Source organism: Actinomyces ruminis (assembly GCF_002154335.2).
Taxonomy (GTDB): domain Bacteria; phylum Actinomycetota; class Actinomycetes; order Actinomycetales; family Actinomycetaceae; genus Actinomyces; species Actinomyces ruminis.
Genome location: NZ_MTPX02000005.1, coordinates 26368 through 42157, shown reverse-complemented (window position 1 = coordinate 42157; position 15790 = coordinate 26368). Strand labels below are relative to the sequence as shown.

Genomic DNA, 15790 nt, shown 5'->3' with positions numbered 1-15790 from the left:
CGCCCGCCGTCGTCGGGGCTGACCACGCGCGCCGTCCGGCAGGTGACCGGCTTCCACGAGCTGCTCACCTCCCTGCGGCACGGGCGCGACGCCGGTGACGGGGTGGCCGACATCCTCGACGCCGCCCTGGACGCCTCCGGCTACCTGGCCGAGCTGCGCGCCAGCGACGACCCGCAGGACGCCAGCCGCGTGGAGAACCTGGCCGAGCTGCACGCCGTCGCCTCCGACTTTCAGGCCGCCAACCCCGACGGGACGCTCGCCGACTTCCTGGAACGGGTCTCGCTGGTGGCCGACTCCGACCAGCTGCCGCCCAGTGCCGATGTCGCCGACCAGGCCGAGGCGGAGGCCCAGGCCCGCGAGCAGGGGCAGGTCACCCTGATGACCGTGCACACCGCCAAGGGGCTGGAGTTCCCGGTCGTGTTCGTCACCGGCCTGGAGGACGGCACCTTCCCCCACTCGCGCTCACTGGCCGACGAGACCGAGCTGGCCGAGGAGCGCCGCCTGGCCTACGTGGCCGTCACTCGTGCCCGGGAGCGCCTGTACCTGACTCGTGCCGCGGTGCGCTCCGCCTGGGGCGCCGCCACCGCCATGCCGCCCTCCCGTTTCCTCGACGACGTCCCCGAAGACACGATCGAGTGGAAGCGCGTGGCCTCCTCCATGGACGCGCTGCGCGGCGGCGGCACCGGCTGGGGCGCCTCCTGGGACGAGGGCGGCTTTGGGACGCGCCGCGGTTACGGGCGTCGCACCGAGGAAGTCCCCGACGACGACGGCGACTTCGCCCCCGCCATTGGCTCCGGTAGGCATACGCGCACCGGCAAGCTGGGCCGGGTGGAGACGCCCAAGGACCGGGCCGAAGCCCGCCGCGCCAAGCGCTTGGCGGCGCGTGGCAAACCTGTGAGGCTGGGGGCGCAGTCCGAGTCCGAGGCCTCGGATGCGGCTCTGCCCGAGGCGGTCGCCGGGCTCAAGACTGGCGACCGGGTGCGCCACAAGACCTACGGGGAGGGTAGCGTGATCGCCGTCGAGGGCACGGGCCGTTCCACCGTCGCGCGCGTGGAGTTTATTATCGACGGCGCCCCGGCCACCAAACGGCTCATGCTGCGCCTGGCGCCCGTGGAGAAGATCTGAGCCGAAGACTTTTGCCTGCCGGTGACATGCCACCGTGGCGGAGTCTCCTGCACGGGACCGTAATGTTAAGGTGATCGCTGTCGCCCGGAGTGTGGCCCCGGCTTGGAAAGCCGTGGCGGATTCGGGAACCAGACAGGTCCCAGTTGGAATCCCGCTTAGGAGTATCGGTGTCCGCATGGAGTGATTCCTGTATCTGGTGGCACGTCTACCCGCTGGGCTTCACAGGCGCACCGGTCCGGCCCACAGAAGCGGAACGGAAGCTCACCCCTAGGTTGGACGCTCTGGAGCCGTGGCTGGACTACCTGATCGAGCTGGGCGCCAACGGGCTCGCACTCGGCCCGATCTTCGCCTCCGAGACCCACGGCTATGACACGGTCGACTTCTACTCCATCGACCCACGTCTGGGCGATGACGCCGCCTTCGACCGGCTGATCGCCGCCTGCCGTAGGCGCGGTATCAACGTCATGCTCGACGGCGTGTTCAACCACGTCGGCACCGGTCACCCCCGCTTCCGCGCCGCCATCGCCGGGGAGGCGCGGGCGCAGGAGCTCTTCCGCCTGGAGCACACCGAGGATGGCGTGGTCCACCAGGATTTCGAGGGCCACCGGGGCCTGGCCGCCCTCAACCACGACTCCGACGCCGTCATCGACCTGGTTTCCGACGTGATGCGCCACTGGCTGCGCCGCGGGGCCATGGCCTGGCGCCTGGACGCCGCCTACGCCGTGCCACCGGAGTTCTGGGCGCGGGTGCTGCCGGGCGTGCGCGAGGAGTTCCCCGAGGCCTGGTTCATGGGGGAGGTGATCCACGGCGATTACGCCGATATCGTGGCCCGCTCCGGCATGGACTCGGTGACCCAGTACGAGCTGTGGAAAGCGATCTGGAGCTCCCTGCTGGATGAGAACTTCTACGAGCTCGACTGGTGCCTCAAGCGGCACAACAAGCTGCTGGCCGCCTTCACCCCCATGACCTTCGTCGGCAACCACGACGTCACCCGCATTGCCAGCAAGATCGGGGACGCCAAGGCGGCCCTGGCCGTGGCGCTGCTGCTGACCGTCGGCGGTACCCCCGCCATCTACTACGGGGACGAGCAGGCCTTCCGCGGCGAGAAGACGGAGCGGCTGGGCGGCGACGACGAGGTACGGCCCGCCTTCCCGGCCTACCCCGCGCAGCTCTCACCCCTGGGGGCACCGATGCTGCGCCTGCACCAGGAACTGATCGCCCTGCGCCGCCGCAACCCATGGCTGGCCACCGCCACGACGGTGACCCGTCACCTGGACAACCGTGCCTACAGCTACGACACGGTGGGTCGTAATGGGCAGCGGCTTGGCGTCGAGCTGCGCCTGGAGCCGACTCCGACTGCTACGGTCACCGCTCCCGACGGGCAGGTGCTGCGGGTCGGGGGCGCTGGCAACTGACGAGGCACCGCCCTTCGCCGTTCGGGTATTGCGGCTCAGGCCTCGGCAGCCGCCCGGGCGGCCGGGGTAGTGGCAGCCATGCGCAGCACGTGCAGCGCGGTTTGCTGCAGCTCCCCCAGGGTGAGGTGCTCGCCGCTAGTGTCGTCCGGTGAGTATCCGGCCAGGACGGCGTCGTCATGGCCGTCGGCGCGCTTCGAGGACCAGGTGACGCCACCGGGCATGAGCACGTCCACGCCCGCCCGCACCCGGGTGGCGGAGTCCTGCAGCCGCGGGAAGATCGGGTCCGGCGCGTAGCGCATCCACCAGTCGGTAATCACATTGCCCCGGTACCCCCATTCGCCGCGCAGGATGGTGGTCACCAGGTCGTAGTTGTAGTGGGCCCACTGGCCGTTGACCTGGTTGTAGCTGGTCATGATGTTGAACGGACCCGCCTCCTGTACGCAGATGCGGAAGCCGCGCAGGTAGATCTCCCGCAGCGCTCGGACGGAGACGCGCGAGTCGTTGTAGATGCGGTTGGTCTCCTGGTTATTGCACGCGAAGTGCTTGGGACAGGCGGACACGCCCTGCGACTGGATGCCGCGCACGACGGCGGCCGCCGCCATCCCGGTCAGCAGTGGGTCCTCCGAGTAGTACTCGAAGTTGCGTCCGCACAGCGGGTCGCGGTGGATGTTCATACCCGGTGCCAGCAACACGTCCGAGCCCTTGCGCAGCATCTCCTGGCCGTGCAGGGTGGCCAGCTCCTCCAGCAGTGCCTCGTCCCAGGTGGAGGCCAGGGCGGTGCCGCAGGGCAGCAGACTGGCGTAGGCGGATACCCGGATCCCGGAGGGACCGTCGGTGGTGATCACCGGGGGGATGCCGAGCGCGCGCAGATGCTCGGTAAGACCCCCGAAGGCCCCGGCGTTGCCCGGCGCGCCCAGCGGGGAGTTCATTTCCACATCCCCGTAGGTCAATTGCGCGAGGTCCTCCACGTCCAACTGGGCCACGAATGCCTCCAGGGAGGCCCGCCCGGCGACCACGTCACTGAACCGAATGCCGACGTCACCCGTGGGCTCAATCGGCTCCGGCAGGTGCGCCAGGATCCGCTCGCGCAGATCGACGGTAGCCGTGGGGACGGCCTCCCAGCCGACGCGCGCCCGGCCGTCCGCGTCACGGGCCACGGTCATACGGTCGAAGGGAACCGCGGGGTTGGGGGCGAGCGCCTCCTGGAGCTGCTCGACCACCTCGGTCTCCTCCACGACGACGGCGCCGGCTTCGATGGTCTGCCGCACCGAGGTGCCCACGTGTACCGGGTAGGTGCCGGCCTCGATCACCCAGGCGTGGGCGTGACCGCTCCGGCCGTCGTCGTCGAAGGCGGCCAGGCGCTCCCGCGGGAAGGAGACCGTTACCTCCTGGGCCTCACCCGGGGCGATCACGCGGGTGCGGGTGAAAGCGACCAATTCACGGGATGGGCGCGGCAGGGTGCCGACGGCGGGTGCGCCCCGGTAGACCTGCACCACCGTGGCTCCCGGCCGCGGCCCGGTGTTGGCAACCCGCACCCACACGGTGACATCGGTGTCGGCGGAGGCGGCGTCCAGGTGCGCCTGGCTCAGGTCGAAGGAGGTGTAGCCCAGGCCGTGCCCGAAGGGGAACAGCACCTTCTCGGGTGCGAAGGTCTCGAAGTAGCGGTAGCCGACGAACACGTCCTCGGCATAGTTGTTGAACTCCTGGCCTCCGAAGTTCCCAGCCGACGGGTAATCCGCATAGGCGCGGGCAATGGTATCGGTAAGGCGGCCGCCCGGCTCGGCGATCCCGGTGAGCACGTCGGCCACGGCCCGGCCGCCCTCCATGCCGCCGGGCCAGGCCAGCAGCAGGGCGGACACGCCCAGTTCCTCGGCCCAGGACAGGTCCATGACATTGCCGGAGTTGACAATCACCACCGTGCTCTCGAAATGCGCGGTGACCCGCTCCAGCAGGGTGTGTTCGGTGTCGGTGAGGTAGTAGCCGCCGGGCTCCAGCACATTCTCCCGGTCCTCGCCGGCGGCCCGGCCGATCACGACGACGGCGGTGCGGGCCCGGGAGGCGGCCGCGGATACCAGCTCCTCGTCAACCTCCATCTCCGGGTAGAAGCGCGGCCAGTTGCCCCACTCCTCGGTGGGCGGCTCTTGCGTGTTGCACCACTGCCGGTAGGTGGAGGCCAGCTCCGCGTCAACAGCCACTCCCTGCTCCACCAGGCTGCCCAGGAGGTTGGTGGTGTACACGGCGTTGACGTCGCCGCCCGAGCCGTAGCCAACAGCGAACCAGTCGATCTGCACGCGGCCGAACACCGCCACCGGCTCGGCGGGGGAAAGGGGGAGGACGCCGTCGTTGGTGAGCAGGACGGTGCCCGCGGCGGCCGCTCTGCGGGCCAGCTCCGCGAGCCGTGGATCGTAGGAGCGGTCGGCGTCGGCGGCGGCACTGGTGAATCCCTGGGCGACCTCGCTGGTGGTGTTGACGGTCATGGCGGTTGCTCTCCGTGAAGGCAGGCGGACTGCGTTGTCGGAGAAAGCCTAACTGTCCGAGTGTTCGGCGCGATAGGTGCGTTCGGTGCCCTCCTCGGCAAGCTCTTCCTCCAGCTGTTCCAGGCCGGTCTTGGTCGACAGCGGAATCGGCCTGAACAGGACGGCGATGGCCGCCGCAAGCAGCAGCACCGGGGCCAGGGAGAGCAATACGGGGGCGAGTGCGTGATGGTAGGCGTCGATCACGGCGGCACCGGTGGCCGCGTTCAGGCTCCGGGCAACGGCCGGAGTGATAGAGGCGGCCTTCTGCGAGTCGAAACCCAGGGCGAGCAGGGACGCGGTCAGTCGGCCGGTGAACAGCACGCCTACGATCGTGTTGCCGATCGATACCCCGATCTCCCGGAAGAAGTTGTTGGTGGAGGTGGAGGTGCCGAGCATGGACGCCGGCAGGGCGTTCTGAATGACCAGGACGCTCAGCTGCAGGAACAGACCGATGCCGATCTCGAGGATGAATACCGCTACGCCCGTCCAGGCCACGTGAGTGTTGGCGGGAAGCAGCCCCAGCATGGCCATGCCGGATGCGGCCAGCAGTGATCCGATGATCGGGAAGGGCTTGTAGCGGCCGGTGCGGGTGACCAGCATGCCCGACAGGAGCGAGCCGGTGAACATGCCGACGCTGCCGGGAACCAACAGCAGGCCGGACATGGTGGCGGAGACGCCGTGGACCATCTGCAGGTAGGTGGGCAGGTAGCCGTTCATTCCGAACATGCATGCGGCCATGAGCACCGAGACCACGGTGGCGATGATGAAGGTGTGGTTTGTGAGTACCTGCAGCGGCAGAATCGGGTCGGCCGCCCGCCGCTCGACGGGGACGACCACTGCCCATGAGGCCAGGGTGACGCCGATTAGCCCCAGAATCACGGGGCTGTTCCAGGCGTACGTGCTTCCGCCCCAGGTGGCGATGAGCACGATTCCCGCGGCGCCGACGCCGGTCAGTGCCAGCCCCGCCCAGTCAATGCTGAAGGAGGAGCTGCGTCGGGGCATGCGCAGCGCGATGGCTACGGCCACCCAGCGAACAGGCCGAAGGGCAGGAAGAACCAGAAGATCCAGCGCCACCCCAGCCAGTCGGAGAGCCAGCCGCCCAGGAGTGGGCCGAGGATGGCGGCGATGCCGAACATTGCGCCCATGGGGGCCATGTAGGTGCCGCGCACGCGCGGCGGGATGATGTCCCCGGTGATGGCCTGGGAGCAGATCATGAGGCCGCCGCCGCCCAATCCCTGAACGAAGCGGAAAACGGTGAACTCAAACATGTCGCTCGTCAGACCGCACAGTGCGGATCCTCCTACGAATAGGGCGATGGCCAGCAGATAGAGCTGCTTGCGGCCCACCAGGTCGCCGAGCTTTCCGTTGATCGGCATGGCCAGGGTCTGTCCGAGTGTGTAGGCGGTGATAGCCCAGGACATGTGCGCCACGCCGCCGAGGTCACCGATCACGGTTGGAAGTGCGGTTGCGACCACCGTGTGGTACATCGCGGTGAGGAACTGGACCATCATCAGGCAGATGTAGACGACCCAGAACCGCCGGTCGGGGCGGAAGGTCATGCCCTCGACGGCGCTGGAGATCGCCTGTGCGTCTGCATGCTCGCTCGCCGATGCGCCGGGTGCGGGGGTACTGCTCATTGCCCTGAATATCTCCTCGCGGCGCGCCAGGTGGGGAGGGGTCCGGAACGGGAAGGGCGTGCCGCGCAACAAATTCTGGCAAACAGGCGGTGGGTATGAGAAATGCGTAGGGGCGAGGCGTTGTGCACCTTCAGACGTGGATGGACTGACTGAACGCTGGATAACGATAGGGTATCGAATGGTTGTGGCGGCTTCTGATGGTTGGCCGCGCGATGAGAACTGGCTAACATTGTCGAGGCCATCGAGTCACGCGCGTCGACAGTGGGTTCCCACATGACACGGACGTCATGCCCGCAGGTGGCGTTTCAAGGAGGAACAGCACATGGCATCCAATTCTCCTCGGCTTCCCAGGCGCCGTTTCATTCAGGGGTCCGCTGTCGTCGCGGCCCTCTCCGCTGCGGCCGCCTGTTCCGGCAGCGGCTCGGGCGGCTCGGGCGGCTCTGCTCCGTCGGCGCTCGGCAGCAGACTTCACCGGCACCGGGCCGATCACCTGGGTACAGGGCAAGGACAACTCGGACGGCAAGGTGCAAGAGCGCATTGATCAGTGGAACGAGCTCTACCCCGATGAGACGGTCACGCTGATCGAGCTCTCGGCAGAGGCTGATCAGCAACGGCAGTCGCTCATCAACAACGCGCAGACCCAGTCCGACGCCTACGACGTGATCTCGATCGACCTCGTGTGGGTGGCTGAGTTCGCCGCCAACCAGTGGGTTGTCCCGCTGCCCGCGGACGAGCTGAAGGGCGACGACATCATCGAGTCGGTGTGGGAGACCGGAATGTACCGGGACACCCTGTACGCCATGCCCTTCGTCACTGACTCCTCCATCATGTTCTACCGCAAGGACTTCCTTGAGGAAGCCGGCGTCGAGGTCCCCACCACCTGGGACGAGGTCAAGTCCGCCATCGACGCCGTGCGCGCCCTGCCGGGGCATGAGACCATCGGCGGATTCGGTGGCCAGTTTGCCAAGTACGAGGGCCTGACCTGCTGCGCCAGCGAGTTCATCAACACTGCGGGTGGCTCCTTCTACGACGACGAGGCAACGTCACCATCAACTCCCCGGAGGCCATCGCCGGCCTACAGGTTCTGATCGACGGCTTCAAGGACGGCTACATCCCCACCGAGGCTTTGGAATGGAAGGAGGAGGACGGCCGCAACGCCTTCGAGTCCGGAGACCTGCTCTTCTACCGCCAGTGGCCCTACCAGTACGCCAACAACGTAGCCGCCCTCGGGGAGGAGAAATTCGGCGTTGCAGCGCTGCCCACCATCGACGGCAAGGACTTCGTGCCCACCCTGGGCGGGCACAACTGCGGTATCTCCGCGTATTCGAAGAACAAGGCGACGGCGTTGAAGTTCGTTCAGTGGTGGACCAGCCAAGAGTCTGAGAAGTACGCGCTGGAGACTCAGACCCTCGCGCCCATCCTCGGCTCGCTGTACGAGGACTCCGAGATGCTCGAGCAGTTCCCCTACCTGCCACGCTGCGCGAGTCCCTCGACTCCGCCAAGGGGCGGCCGAAGGCCGTTTCCTATGGTGACGTGACCGCCGCGATCCAGGACGCCCTCTACCCGGCGGTGCAGCAGCAGGTCACGGCAGAGGAGGCCATCAGCAACCTGGAGACCGCGCTCAAGGCCCTGTCCTGAGAAACAGCCGACACTGCTGCTTCTCAGGGTTCCGTGGCCGTGCGCAACCGGTTGGGGGAGAGGGGAGCACCCACCCCACCGGCTGCGCACGGCGAGCTCAGAGAGTAGGGACGACACAGGCAATGAGCGCTAATACCTACATGCCGGACGTAAACCGCCGGTCCAAATCCAGCCGGGCGCAGGCGCGCCTGGCGTGGTTGCTGATCACCCCGACGATCCTCGTCCTGACGATCGTCATCATCCTCCCCGTCTTCCAGTCATTGCGGCAGTCCCTGTACGGCAAGGCCGGGCTCGACCCCGAAACCGGATTCGTCTCCGATGTCGAGCCCTTCATCGGGCTGGACAACTACACCGCCATCTTCACCGACGCCGGGGCCCGCTTCTGGACCGCCGCCTGGAACACCACGCTGTTCGGCGTGGTCACCGTCGTGCTGGAGACCATCCTCGGCGTGGCAATGGCGCTGATCATGCACCGGGCCATGCGCGGGCGCGGATTCGTCCGCGCGGCCATCCTGGTGCCATGGGCGATCCCCACCGCCGTCTCGGCCATCCTGTGGGGCTGGATCTTCAACCAGAACGGCGTGGCCAACGCCATCCTGGGGCAGCACATCATGTGGGCCTCCGGCAACGCCACCGCCAAGCTGGCCATCATCATCGCCGACGTGTGGAAGACCGCCCCCTACATCGGGCTGCTCACGCTCGCCGGGTTGCAGGTCATTCCAGACGAGGTGTATGAGGCCGCCAAGATCGACGGCGCGAACGCCTGGAAGCGGTTCACCCGGATCACGCTGCCGCTGGTCAAGCCGGCGCTGGTTGTCGCGGTGCTGTTCCGCGCCCTGGACGCGCTGCGCATGTTCGACCTGCCCTATATCCTCATCGGTCCACGCAAGGGGTCGGTCGAGACGATCTCCATGCTCGTCCAGGACGAGGCCTCCAACCTGCGCTACGGCTCGGCGGCCGCGTACGCGCTCATCCTGTTCCTGTACGTGTTCATCTTCGCCTTCGCCTTCACCCGGATCACCCACGCCGACCTGGGGGCCACCGCCCCGCGCACCGGTGGCAGGCGGCGGCGCAAGTTGCCCGCCGCCGTCTTTCTGCCGCGACGCAGCCCCTTCGCGGCCGCCGTAGGGGCGAGCGGCGCCGAGCCCGATGAGAGGAGCGCGTCATGAGCGCAGCAATTGCGTCAACACCAGTCAGTGCACGACCCCGGAGGAAGATCGACTGGGCCGGCGGCTTCTCGACCCTCGGTATTGTGCTCATCGTCATTTACTGCCTCGCCCCGTTCTACTGGATGGTGGTGTCCTCGCTGCGGCCGGACACCGAGATCTTCGAGAACACCTGGTGGCCCAGGCACGTGTCATTCGAGAACTACCAGGCCGTGTTCTCCTCCAAGAACAACTTCGGCCAGGGGCTGGTCAACTCGCTCATTGTGTCGATCGTGGTCACCGTCGTCGCCCTGGCGATTGCCACCTTCGCCTCCTACGCATTGGCCCGCCTGGATTTCCGCGGCAAGGGGGTGCTGCTGCTGGTGGTGCTGGCCACCTCGATGTTCCCGCTGGTGGCCATCATTGTGCCGCTGCTGAAGAACTTCTCCGCCTGGGGCTGGATCAACACCTACCAGGCCATGATCATCCCGGACCTGTCGTTCTCGCTGCCGCTGGCGGTGTGGAACCTCACCAGCTTCTTCCGGCAGATGCCGCAGGAGTTGGAGCAGTCCGCCATGGTTGACGGCTGTACCCCCGGGCAGGCGTTCCGCAAGGTCATTTTGCCGATCGCCGCGCCCGGCATCTTTACCACCGCCATCATCATCTTCATCGGCGCGTGGAACGAGTTCCTGGTGGCCGTCACCATGATCAACAACCCGGCCATGCAGCCGGCCACCGTGCTGCTGTCGAAGTTCACCGGCGCGTCCCAGTTCAACACCCCGTTCGGCTCGCAGATGGCCGCAGGCGTGATCATGACACTGCCGCTGGTGATCATGGTGCTGATCTTCCAGCGCCGCATTGTTGCCGGCCTGGCTGCCGGCGGACTCAAGCAGTGACGTGGACGGTGGGTGGGTGCGCAGTCGCCGTGCGCACCCACCCACCGTTCCCGGTTTTTCGCTCTGTTCTAGTGTATGTACCATTCACCCGTGCCCGGGGCCGTAGTTCCCGGGCTTGCCCCGTTCCAGGACCAGAAGACCTCATGACCTCGCTCGCTCCCATAGCCGCCGTGCGCAACGACCAGGACGCCTGGTGGCGCGACGCAGTGATCTATCAGATCTATCCCCGCTCCTTCGCCGACTCCGACGGCGACGGCCTGGGCGACCTGCCCGGCATCACCTCCCACATGGACCACCTGGCCGCTCTGGGAATCGACGCCATCTGGCTCTCGCCCTTCTATCCCTCCCCGCAGGTCGACGCCGGATATGACGTCGCCGACTACTTCGACGTCGCCCCCGAATACGGCACGCTGGCGGACTTCGACGCCATGGTGGCCGCCGCCCGCGCCGTCGGCATCAAGGTGGTCGTCGACCTGGTCCCCAACCACTCCTCAGACCAACACGCCTGGTTCCGCGCGGCGCTTCAGGCGGGTCCCGGCTCACCGGAGCGCGAGCGCTACATCTTCCGTCACAGCCCGGATGGACCGCCCAACAACTGGGGCAGCCTGTTCGGCGGCCCGGCGTGGACCCAGGTCGAACCCCTGACCGGCCGGCAGGAGGACCGCGACTGGTGGTACCTGCACCTGTTCGCCGCCGAACAACCAGACTTCAACTGGGACCACCCCGACGTGCACGAGATGTTCCGTGAGTTCCTGCGTTTTTGGGCTGGCCACGGCGTGGACGGCTTCCGCGTGGACGTCGCCCACGGCCTGGTCAAGGCCCCCGGCCTGCCCGACGACGCCCTGGGCGCCGACCGCTGGCGTGGCGTCCCCGCCGATGAGGAAGGCTCCCGCCCCAAGACCGCCGACAATGGCCCCATGTTCGACCAGCCCGGCGTGCATGAGATCTACCGCGACTGGCGGCGCGTGCTGGGCGGCATCCGCCCCGACATCCTGCTGGTGGCCGAGGCCTGGGTGGACCCGCCCGAGCAGATGGCCAAGTACGTCCGCGAGGACGAGATGAGCCAGGCCTTCAACTTCGACTACCTCAAGTCCCCTTGGAGGGCGCCGCACCTGCGGCGGGTCATCGATACCTCCATGGCCGCCAATGCGGTCGTCGGTGCGCCCACGACCTGGGTGCTGTCGAATCACGATGTCGTGCGTCACGCCACTCGTTTCGGCTTTCCCCCGGGGATGGAACCGGACGATGGCATTGGCGCCGAAGACCCGCAGCCGGACGCCACCCTGGGGCTGTTCAAGGCCCGGGCCGCCACCCTGTTCGCCCTGGGGCTGCCCGGCGGCATGTACATGTTCCAGGGGGAGGAGCTCGGCCTGCCCGAGCACACCACCATGGATGATGCCGCCCGGCAGGACCCGGCCTGGTTGCGCACCGGCAAGCGCACGCGTGGGCGCGACGGATGCCGGGTGCCATTGCCCTGGGCCGCCGACGGACCGACTTGCGGCTTCAACAGCACCGGGCGGACTTGGCTCCCGCAGCCGGAGGCTGGGGCACCTATGCCCCCGCCATCCAGGAGAAGGACCCCGATTCCACCTTGTCCATGTACCGGCGCGCCATCGCCGCTCGACGCGAGTGGCGCCTGGGCCGTGGCGGCGTCGAATGGCTGGAGGGCATGCCCGAGACGGTGCTCGCCTTCCGCAACGGCGAGGTCACCGTCGTTATCAATATGGGGAGCGAGGAGGCCACGCTGCCCCTGACGGGTACCGTGCTGGTGCAGTCTTGGAATGGACATATGGGTGCGCACCTGGATGCCGTCACCATTCCGGCGAATGCAACGCTATGGCTGGCCGCATGAGGCGACGCAGGGAGGGGTAACAGGTTGCCCCGGAAGGAGGAGGCATGGCCACCCGTGCCGATGTCGCGCGCCTCGCCGGGGTCTCCCCGTCAACCGTCACCTATGTGCTGACGGGACAGCGCTCCACTACCCGCGCCACCCGGGAACGCGTGCAGCGTGCAATTGACGAGCTCGGGTACCGGCCCAATCGTCACGCGTCCCTGCTGGCGGCCCGTTCGGTGCGCACGGTTGGAGTGCTGTTCCGCATGCAGCGCTCCGGGATCGACGCCAACGACCTGGAGTACGTCGAGGGTCTGCGCGAGAGCGTGGAGCCGCTCGGCATTCAGGTGTTCGTGCCCGTAGGACGACGCTCCAGCGGACTCGCGCTGGAGGGGCTGGTGCGATCCCGAGCCCTGGACGCAGCCGTGCTGATGGACGTCGCCCCCGATGACGAGCGCGAGGAATACCTGCTGAATGAAAGTGTGCCGACCGTGCTGATCGGCACCTCCCACCGCACCGACGGCGCTCCTGGAGTAGACGCAGACTTCGACCAGATGGCCGACCTGGGCGTGCGCCACCTGGTTGACTTGGGGCACCGCCGCATCCTGTTCCTCATGCGCGACGTGCACGCCGATCGCTCAAACGCCTATATGGCGCAGAGCCGGGCGGTGCGCTCGGCGGCCCGCAGACATGGGGTGAAGGCCGTTTTCCGTTCCTGTCCCGACAACGTCATCGCCGGCGCTCGCGAGGTAGATGCCGCCGGGCTCCCTGAGGGCTGCACCGCCGTTGTCTCCAACAATCCCCATGCACTCGAGGGGGTGATCGCGGCGGCCTGGGCGCGCGGATTGTCTCTGCCGGGGGATCTGTCCGCCGTGTCGGTCGGCCTGACCGTGGCCCGCACCCAGAGTGGAGAGTTGGTGACCGAGGTGGGGGTGGATCGCCCGGCACTTGGTAGCAAAGCCGGCGGCCTGCTGCTGCAATCCCTGGAGGGCGAAACCATGTCCGGTGTGGAACTGGTCGCCCCCCGCCTCATCGATCACGGCTCCACCGCCCCGCCCCACCCCGCCTAGTCCACCCAGACCGCTGCCGGTACCGGCACTAATGACGTACCGCGGTCGGTCGTCACAGCGACCGACCGCGACACGGGTGCTGGAAGGAGACGCGACGGGCCCGAGAACGCTCGTTCAGGCGACCTCGCTGACCGCGGCCAGGAGGTCTTCAGGTAGGCCCGCCGCCCGCAGTCCACCGATGAGTTCGCCACCGGTGGCCCCGGAAGAGACCACGCCCCAGGCCCGGTCCTTGGCCACGTAGGACATCTGAGCGGGCTCAAGCATTCGGAAGACCTCGTCTGCCAGCGCCGGCGGCTGCGTGCTCACTCCCGACAGCTCGAGCACGACGCGGTCGGCCGGGCGTACCGTGCCCAGGGAGACGTCCATGCCGCCGCCGAGGGTGAAACCGTCGGCCTCGCGCACGCTCACCGGTGCTTCGGTGCCGTTCATGCGGGCCGTGACCGGGCCGCCGACGGACAGTAGATGCACGGTGATCTCTCGCTCGTCCGGCACGACGCCGTCCGGACCCTCCTGGTTGATATCCAGCGGGCCGAGCCGGCCGCCTCGTCCCAGGCGAGGGCGAAGCGTGTGCGCACCACGGCGTCAGGACCGGGGTCGGCGGAGCCATCGTCCTCCTCGAGCAAGAACTCGCCGTCGGCCCCAGGCACCACCAGTACGGAGAGATGGCGCGGGTTGTCGCCGGCCGGTTCGGTAAGGTCCTCGGCGCCCACGATCACCGAGCCGGCGCGCGCCAGCACGGGTACCTGCTCCAGCGGCCGGGAGAGGGTGAGCATGCGGCCATCGGCGGCAGCGGCGTCGTAACGGCGTCCGGTCGGCAGATCGAACCAGGTGCCCTGCGGCAGCCACGCCTCTTCCCGGGCCAGGCGCGAAGCCCGGTCGGCGGGGCGGGTGATCGGCATGACCAGCAGGTCCCCGAACAGGAACTCATTGCGGTTGTCATAGGAGCCCATGCGCCAGGGGTGGTCGTGATAGACGGGCCGCACCGGACCGATGCCCTCGGTGTGCGCCCGCCGGGCCCAGGTGTACAAGTAGGGCACGAGTCGGTGCCGCAGCCGCAGATAGGCATTCATGGTCGCCCGGGCGTCGCGGGAGTAGCGCCACGGCTCCTTGGAGTTGAACACCGACATGGTGGAGTGCATGCGGTTGATGGGGGAGAAGCAGCCCAGCTGTACCCAGCGGGCAGCCATCTGATCGTCCTTGACACCGAGCATGTGCCCGCCGATGTCGTTGGACCACCAGTAGTAACCGATGTTCGCAGAGGTGGCGGTGAATTCTGGCTGGAACCGCAACGACTCCCAGGTGGTGACCGTGTCCCCGGAGAAGCCGATCGGGGTGCGGTGGCTGGAGGCGTCGGCGAACCGGGAGAAGGTGATGGGCCGACGCCGGTAGGTGCTTTGCCCGGGGCCGCTGCGCTCGCGGCCGGAGTCGAGGTAGTGGACGTGGTTGAGCATCCACAGCGGTCCAGTCCCGGAATGTCGGTGTCGCCTCCCTGCTGCCAGTCAAGCCACCAGAAGTCGACGCCTGATCCTCCAGGGTGTGGTGGGCGTGCTCGAGGTAGGCGGCGGTGAAGGCCTTATCCCCGATGTTGAAGGGGATGTCCGCACCCGTGGCGGGATCCAGTCCCAGCGCGCGGGCCACGGGGGCGTAGGCGTCCTCGTGGCGGCGGATGCCGGAGGCAGGGTGCAGATTGAGCGTCACCTGCATGCCGCGCTCATGCAGCGCCGCCAGGAAACGCTCCGGGTCCGGGAACAGCTCCCGGTTCCAGGTGTATCCGGTCCAGCCATTGCCGATCGCCGGGTCGATGTCCACCAGGTGCCAGTCCATGTCGATCACGGCCACGGAAAAGGGCAGCTGCTCGGCGGCGAAGCGGTCCATGAGCGCCAGGTAGGACTCCGCGGAGTACCTGTGGAAGCGGCTCCACCAGTTGCCCAGCAGCGCCCGCGGGATCAGCGGGGTGGGGCCGGTCAGAACAAAGAAGTCACGCAGGGCCGCCTGATAGTCCTGCCCGTAGCCGAAGAAGTACAGGTCCCTATCCGGGGCGCTTGCGGTGTTAGCGGCGTCGGAGTGCGGGCGCGGGCGCACCCACTCGTCCTCCTGAATGAGCAGCGAGCCGGAGTCGTCGACGACCGACTGCCCGGTAATTGACAGCAGACCGGGCTGTACCGGAGTGGCGCCGTCCACGGTGTCGAGCGTGCGGACCGTGCCACCCAAGTTGGTGCGGTAGAGCTCATCCGGGTCCCAGCGGTCCCCGTAGCGCCAGGTGCCTCCGTGGGCGCCAATGACGGCGGTGCGCAGGGTGACGCTGAGTCCGGAGCGGGAAAAGCCGCGCGCGGGCAGGTAGGTCAGATGCAAGTGCTCGGTGATGATCTCGATACGGTTCTCGCTGCGGCGCACTTCGAACTGCGGTACCGGGCCGAGGTCCCGGGAGACCACCAGCTGGGTGGCGGCGTCCACGAAGTTGCCGGCGTGGGAGTACTCCATGCGGATCAGCCGCGAGGTCAGCACCGTAAAGCGGTA

Annotated in this window: 13 protein-coding genes and 2 pseudogenes; 8 read left to right on the top strand and 7 right to left on the bottom strand. The window is 67.8% G+C overall.

From position 1 onward, the window contains the following. The coding region (locus tag BW737_RS00500) for a 3'-5' exonuclease (RefSeq protein ID WP_180271956.1) at positions 1-1125 on the top strand (1125 nt) is incomplete at its 5' end. Positions 1126-1292: 167 nt separating this feature from the next. Then, a complete protein-coding gene (locus BW737_RS00495) occupies positions 1293-2540 on the top strand; it encodes an alpha-amylase family protein (RefSeq protein ID WP_086615542.1) in 1248 nt (415 codons plus the stop codon). A 35-nt stretch (positions 2541-2575) separates the two neighbouring features. Here BW737_RS00495 and BW737_RS00490 read toward each other — a convergent pair whose 3' ends face one another. The 3 genes from BW737_RS00490 to BW737_RS17200 are packed head-to-tail and all read right to left on the bottom strand — an operon-like array spanning position 2576 to position 6693. After that, the gene (locus BW737_RS00490) at positions 2576-5017 is read right to left on the bottom strand and encodes a glycoside hydrolase family 3 C-terminal domain-containing protein (RefSeq protein ID WP_086615541.1); all 2442 of its coding nucleotides are present in this window, start codon (positions 5015-5017) and stop codon (positions 2576-2578) included. Positions 5018-5065: 48 nt separating this feature from the next. Then, on the bottom strand, positions 5066-6082 hold the full coding sequence (locus tag BW737_RS00485) for an MFS transporter (RefSeq protein WP_257210302.1): 1017 nt from the start codon (positions 6080-6082) through the stop codon (positions 5066-5068). Then, positions 6073-6693: an MFS transporter gene (locus BW737_RS17200; RefSeq protein ID WP_257210301.1), complete on the bottom strand. Its 621-nt coding sequence runs from the start codon at positions 6691-6693 to the stop codon at positions 6073-6075. The genes BW737_RS00485 and BW737_RS17200 overlap by 10 nt, the downstream gene beginning before the upstream one ends. Positions 6694-7217: 524 nt before the next feature. On the opposite strand from BW737_RS17200, the gene BW737_RS19680 reads away from it, so the two are divergent. The 6 genes from BW737_RS19680 (at position 7218) to BW737_RS00460 (ending at position 13273) form a co-directional block, all read left to right on the top strand. Beyond that, complete coding sequence (locus BW737_RS19680) at positions 7218-7781, top strand: extracellular solute-binding protein (RefSeq protein WP_420835686.1); 564 nt, start codon at positions 7218-7220, stop codon at positions 7779-7781. Further along, the gene (locus BW737_RS19675) at positions 7676-8230 is read left to right on the top strand and encodes an extracellular solute-binding protein (RefSeq protein WP_420835687.1); all 555 of its coding nucleotides are present in this window, start codon (positions 7676-7678) and stop codon (positions 8228-8230) included. Before BW737_RS19680 ends, BW737_RS19675 begins: the two co-directional genes overlap by 106 nt. Before the next feature lie 223 nt (positions 8231-8453). Beyond that, the gene (locus tag BW737_RS00475) at positions 8454-9500 is read left to right on the top strand and encodes a carbohydrate ABC transporter permease (RefSeq protein ID WP_086615540.1); all 1047 of its coding nucleotides are present in this window, start codon (positions 8454-8456) and stop codon (positions 9498-9500) included. Beyond that, the gene (locus BW737_RS00470; protein WP_086615539.1) at positions 9497-10372 is read left to right on the top strand and encodes a carbohydrate ABC transporter permease; all 876 of its coding nucleotides are present in this window, start codon (positions 9497-9499) and stop codon (positions 10370-10372) included. Before BW737_RS00475 ends, BW737_RS00470 begins: the two co-directional genes overlap by 4 nt. A 143-nt stretch (positions 10373-10515) precedes the next feature. Further along, the gene (locus tag BW737_RS00465) at positions 10516-12126 is read left to right on the top strand and encodes a glycoside hydrolase family 13 protein (protein ID WP_476723618.1); all 1611 of its coding nucleotides are present in this window, start codon (positions 10516-10518) and stop codon (positions 12124-12126) included. Positions 12127-12268: 142 nt separating this feature from the next. Continuing rightward, complete coding sequence (locus BW737_RS00460) at positions 12269-13273, top strand: LacI family DNA-binding transcriptional regulator (protein ID WP_086615538.1); 1005 nt, start codon at positions 12269-12271, stop codon at positions 13271-13273. A gap of 114 nt (positions 13274-13387) precedes the next feature. On the opposite strand, the gene BW737_RS19225 is transcribed toward BW737_RS00460, so the two are convergent. From BW737_RS19225 to BW737_RS19210, 4 genes and pseudogenes are all read right to left on the bottom strand, one after another. Then, positions 13388-13702, bottom strand: coding sequence for a hypothetical protein (locus tag BW737_RS19225; protein WP_338063813.1), 315 nt, complete (start codon positions 13700-13702; stop codon positions 13388-13390). Further along, complete coding sequence (locus BW737_RS19220) at positions 13699-14223, bottom strand: hypothetical protein (protein ID WP_338063815.1); 525 nt, start codon at positions 14221-14223, stop codon at positions 13699-13701. The genes BW737_RS19225 and BW737_RS19220 overlap by 4 nt, the downstream gene beginning before the upstream one ends. A 129-nt stretch (positions 14224-14352) precedes the next feature. Further along, positions 14353-14724 (bottom strand): annotated as a pseudogene (locus tag BW737_RS19215) (TIM-barrel domain-containing protein); the annotation flags it as partial. A 235-nt stretch (positions 14725-14959) separates the two neighbouring features. Beyond that, positions 14960-15754 (bottom strand): annotated as a pseudogene (locus BW737_RS19210) (TIM-barrel domain-containing protein); the annotation flags it as partial. Positions 15755-15790 lie beyond the last annotated feature (36 nt).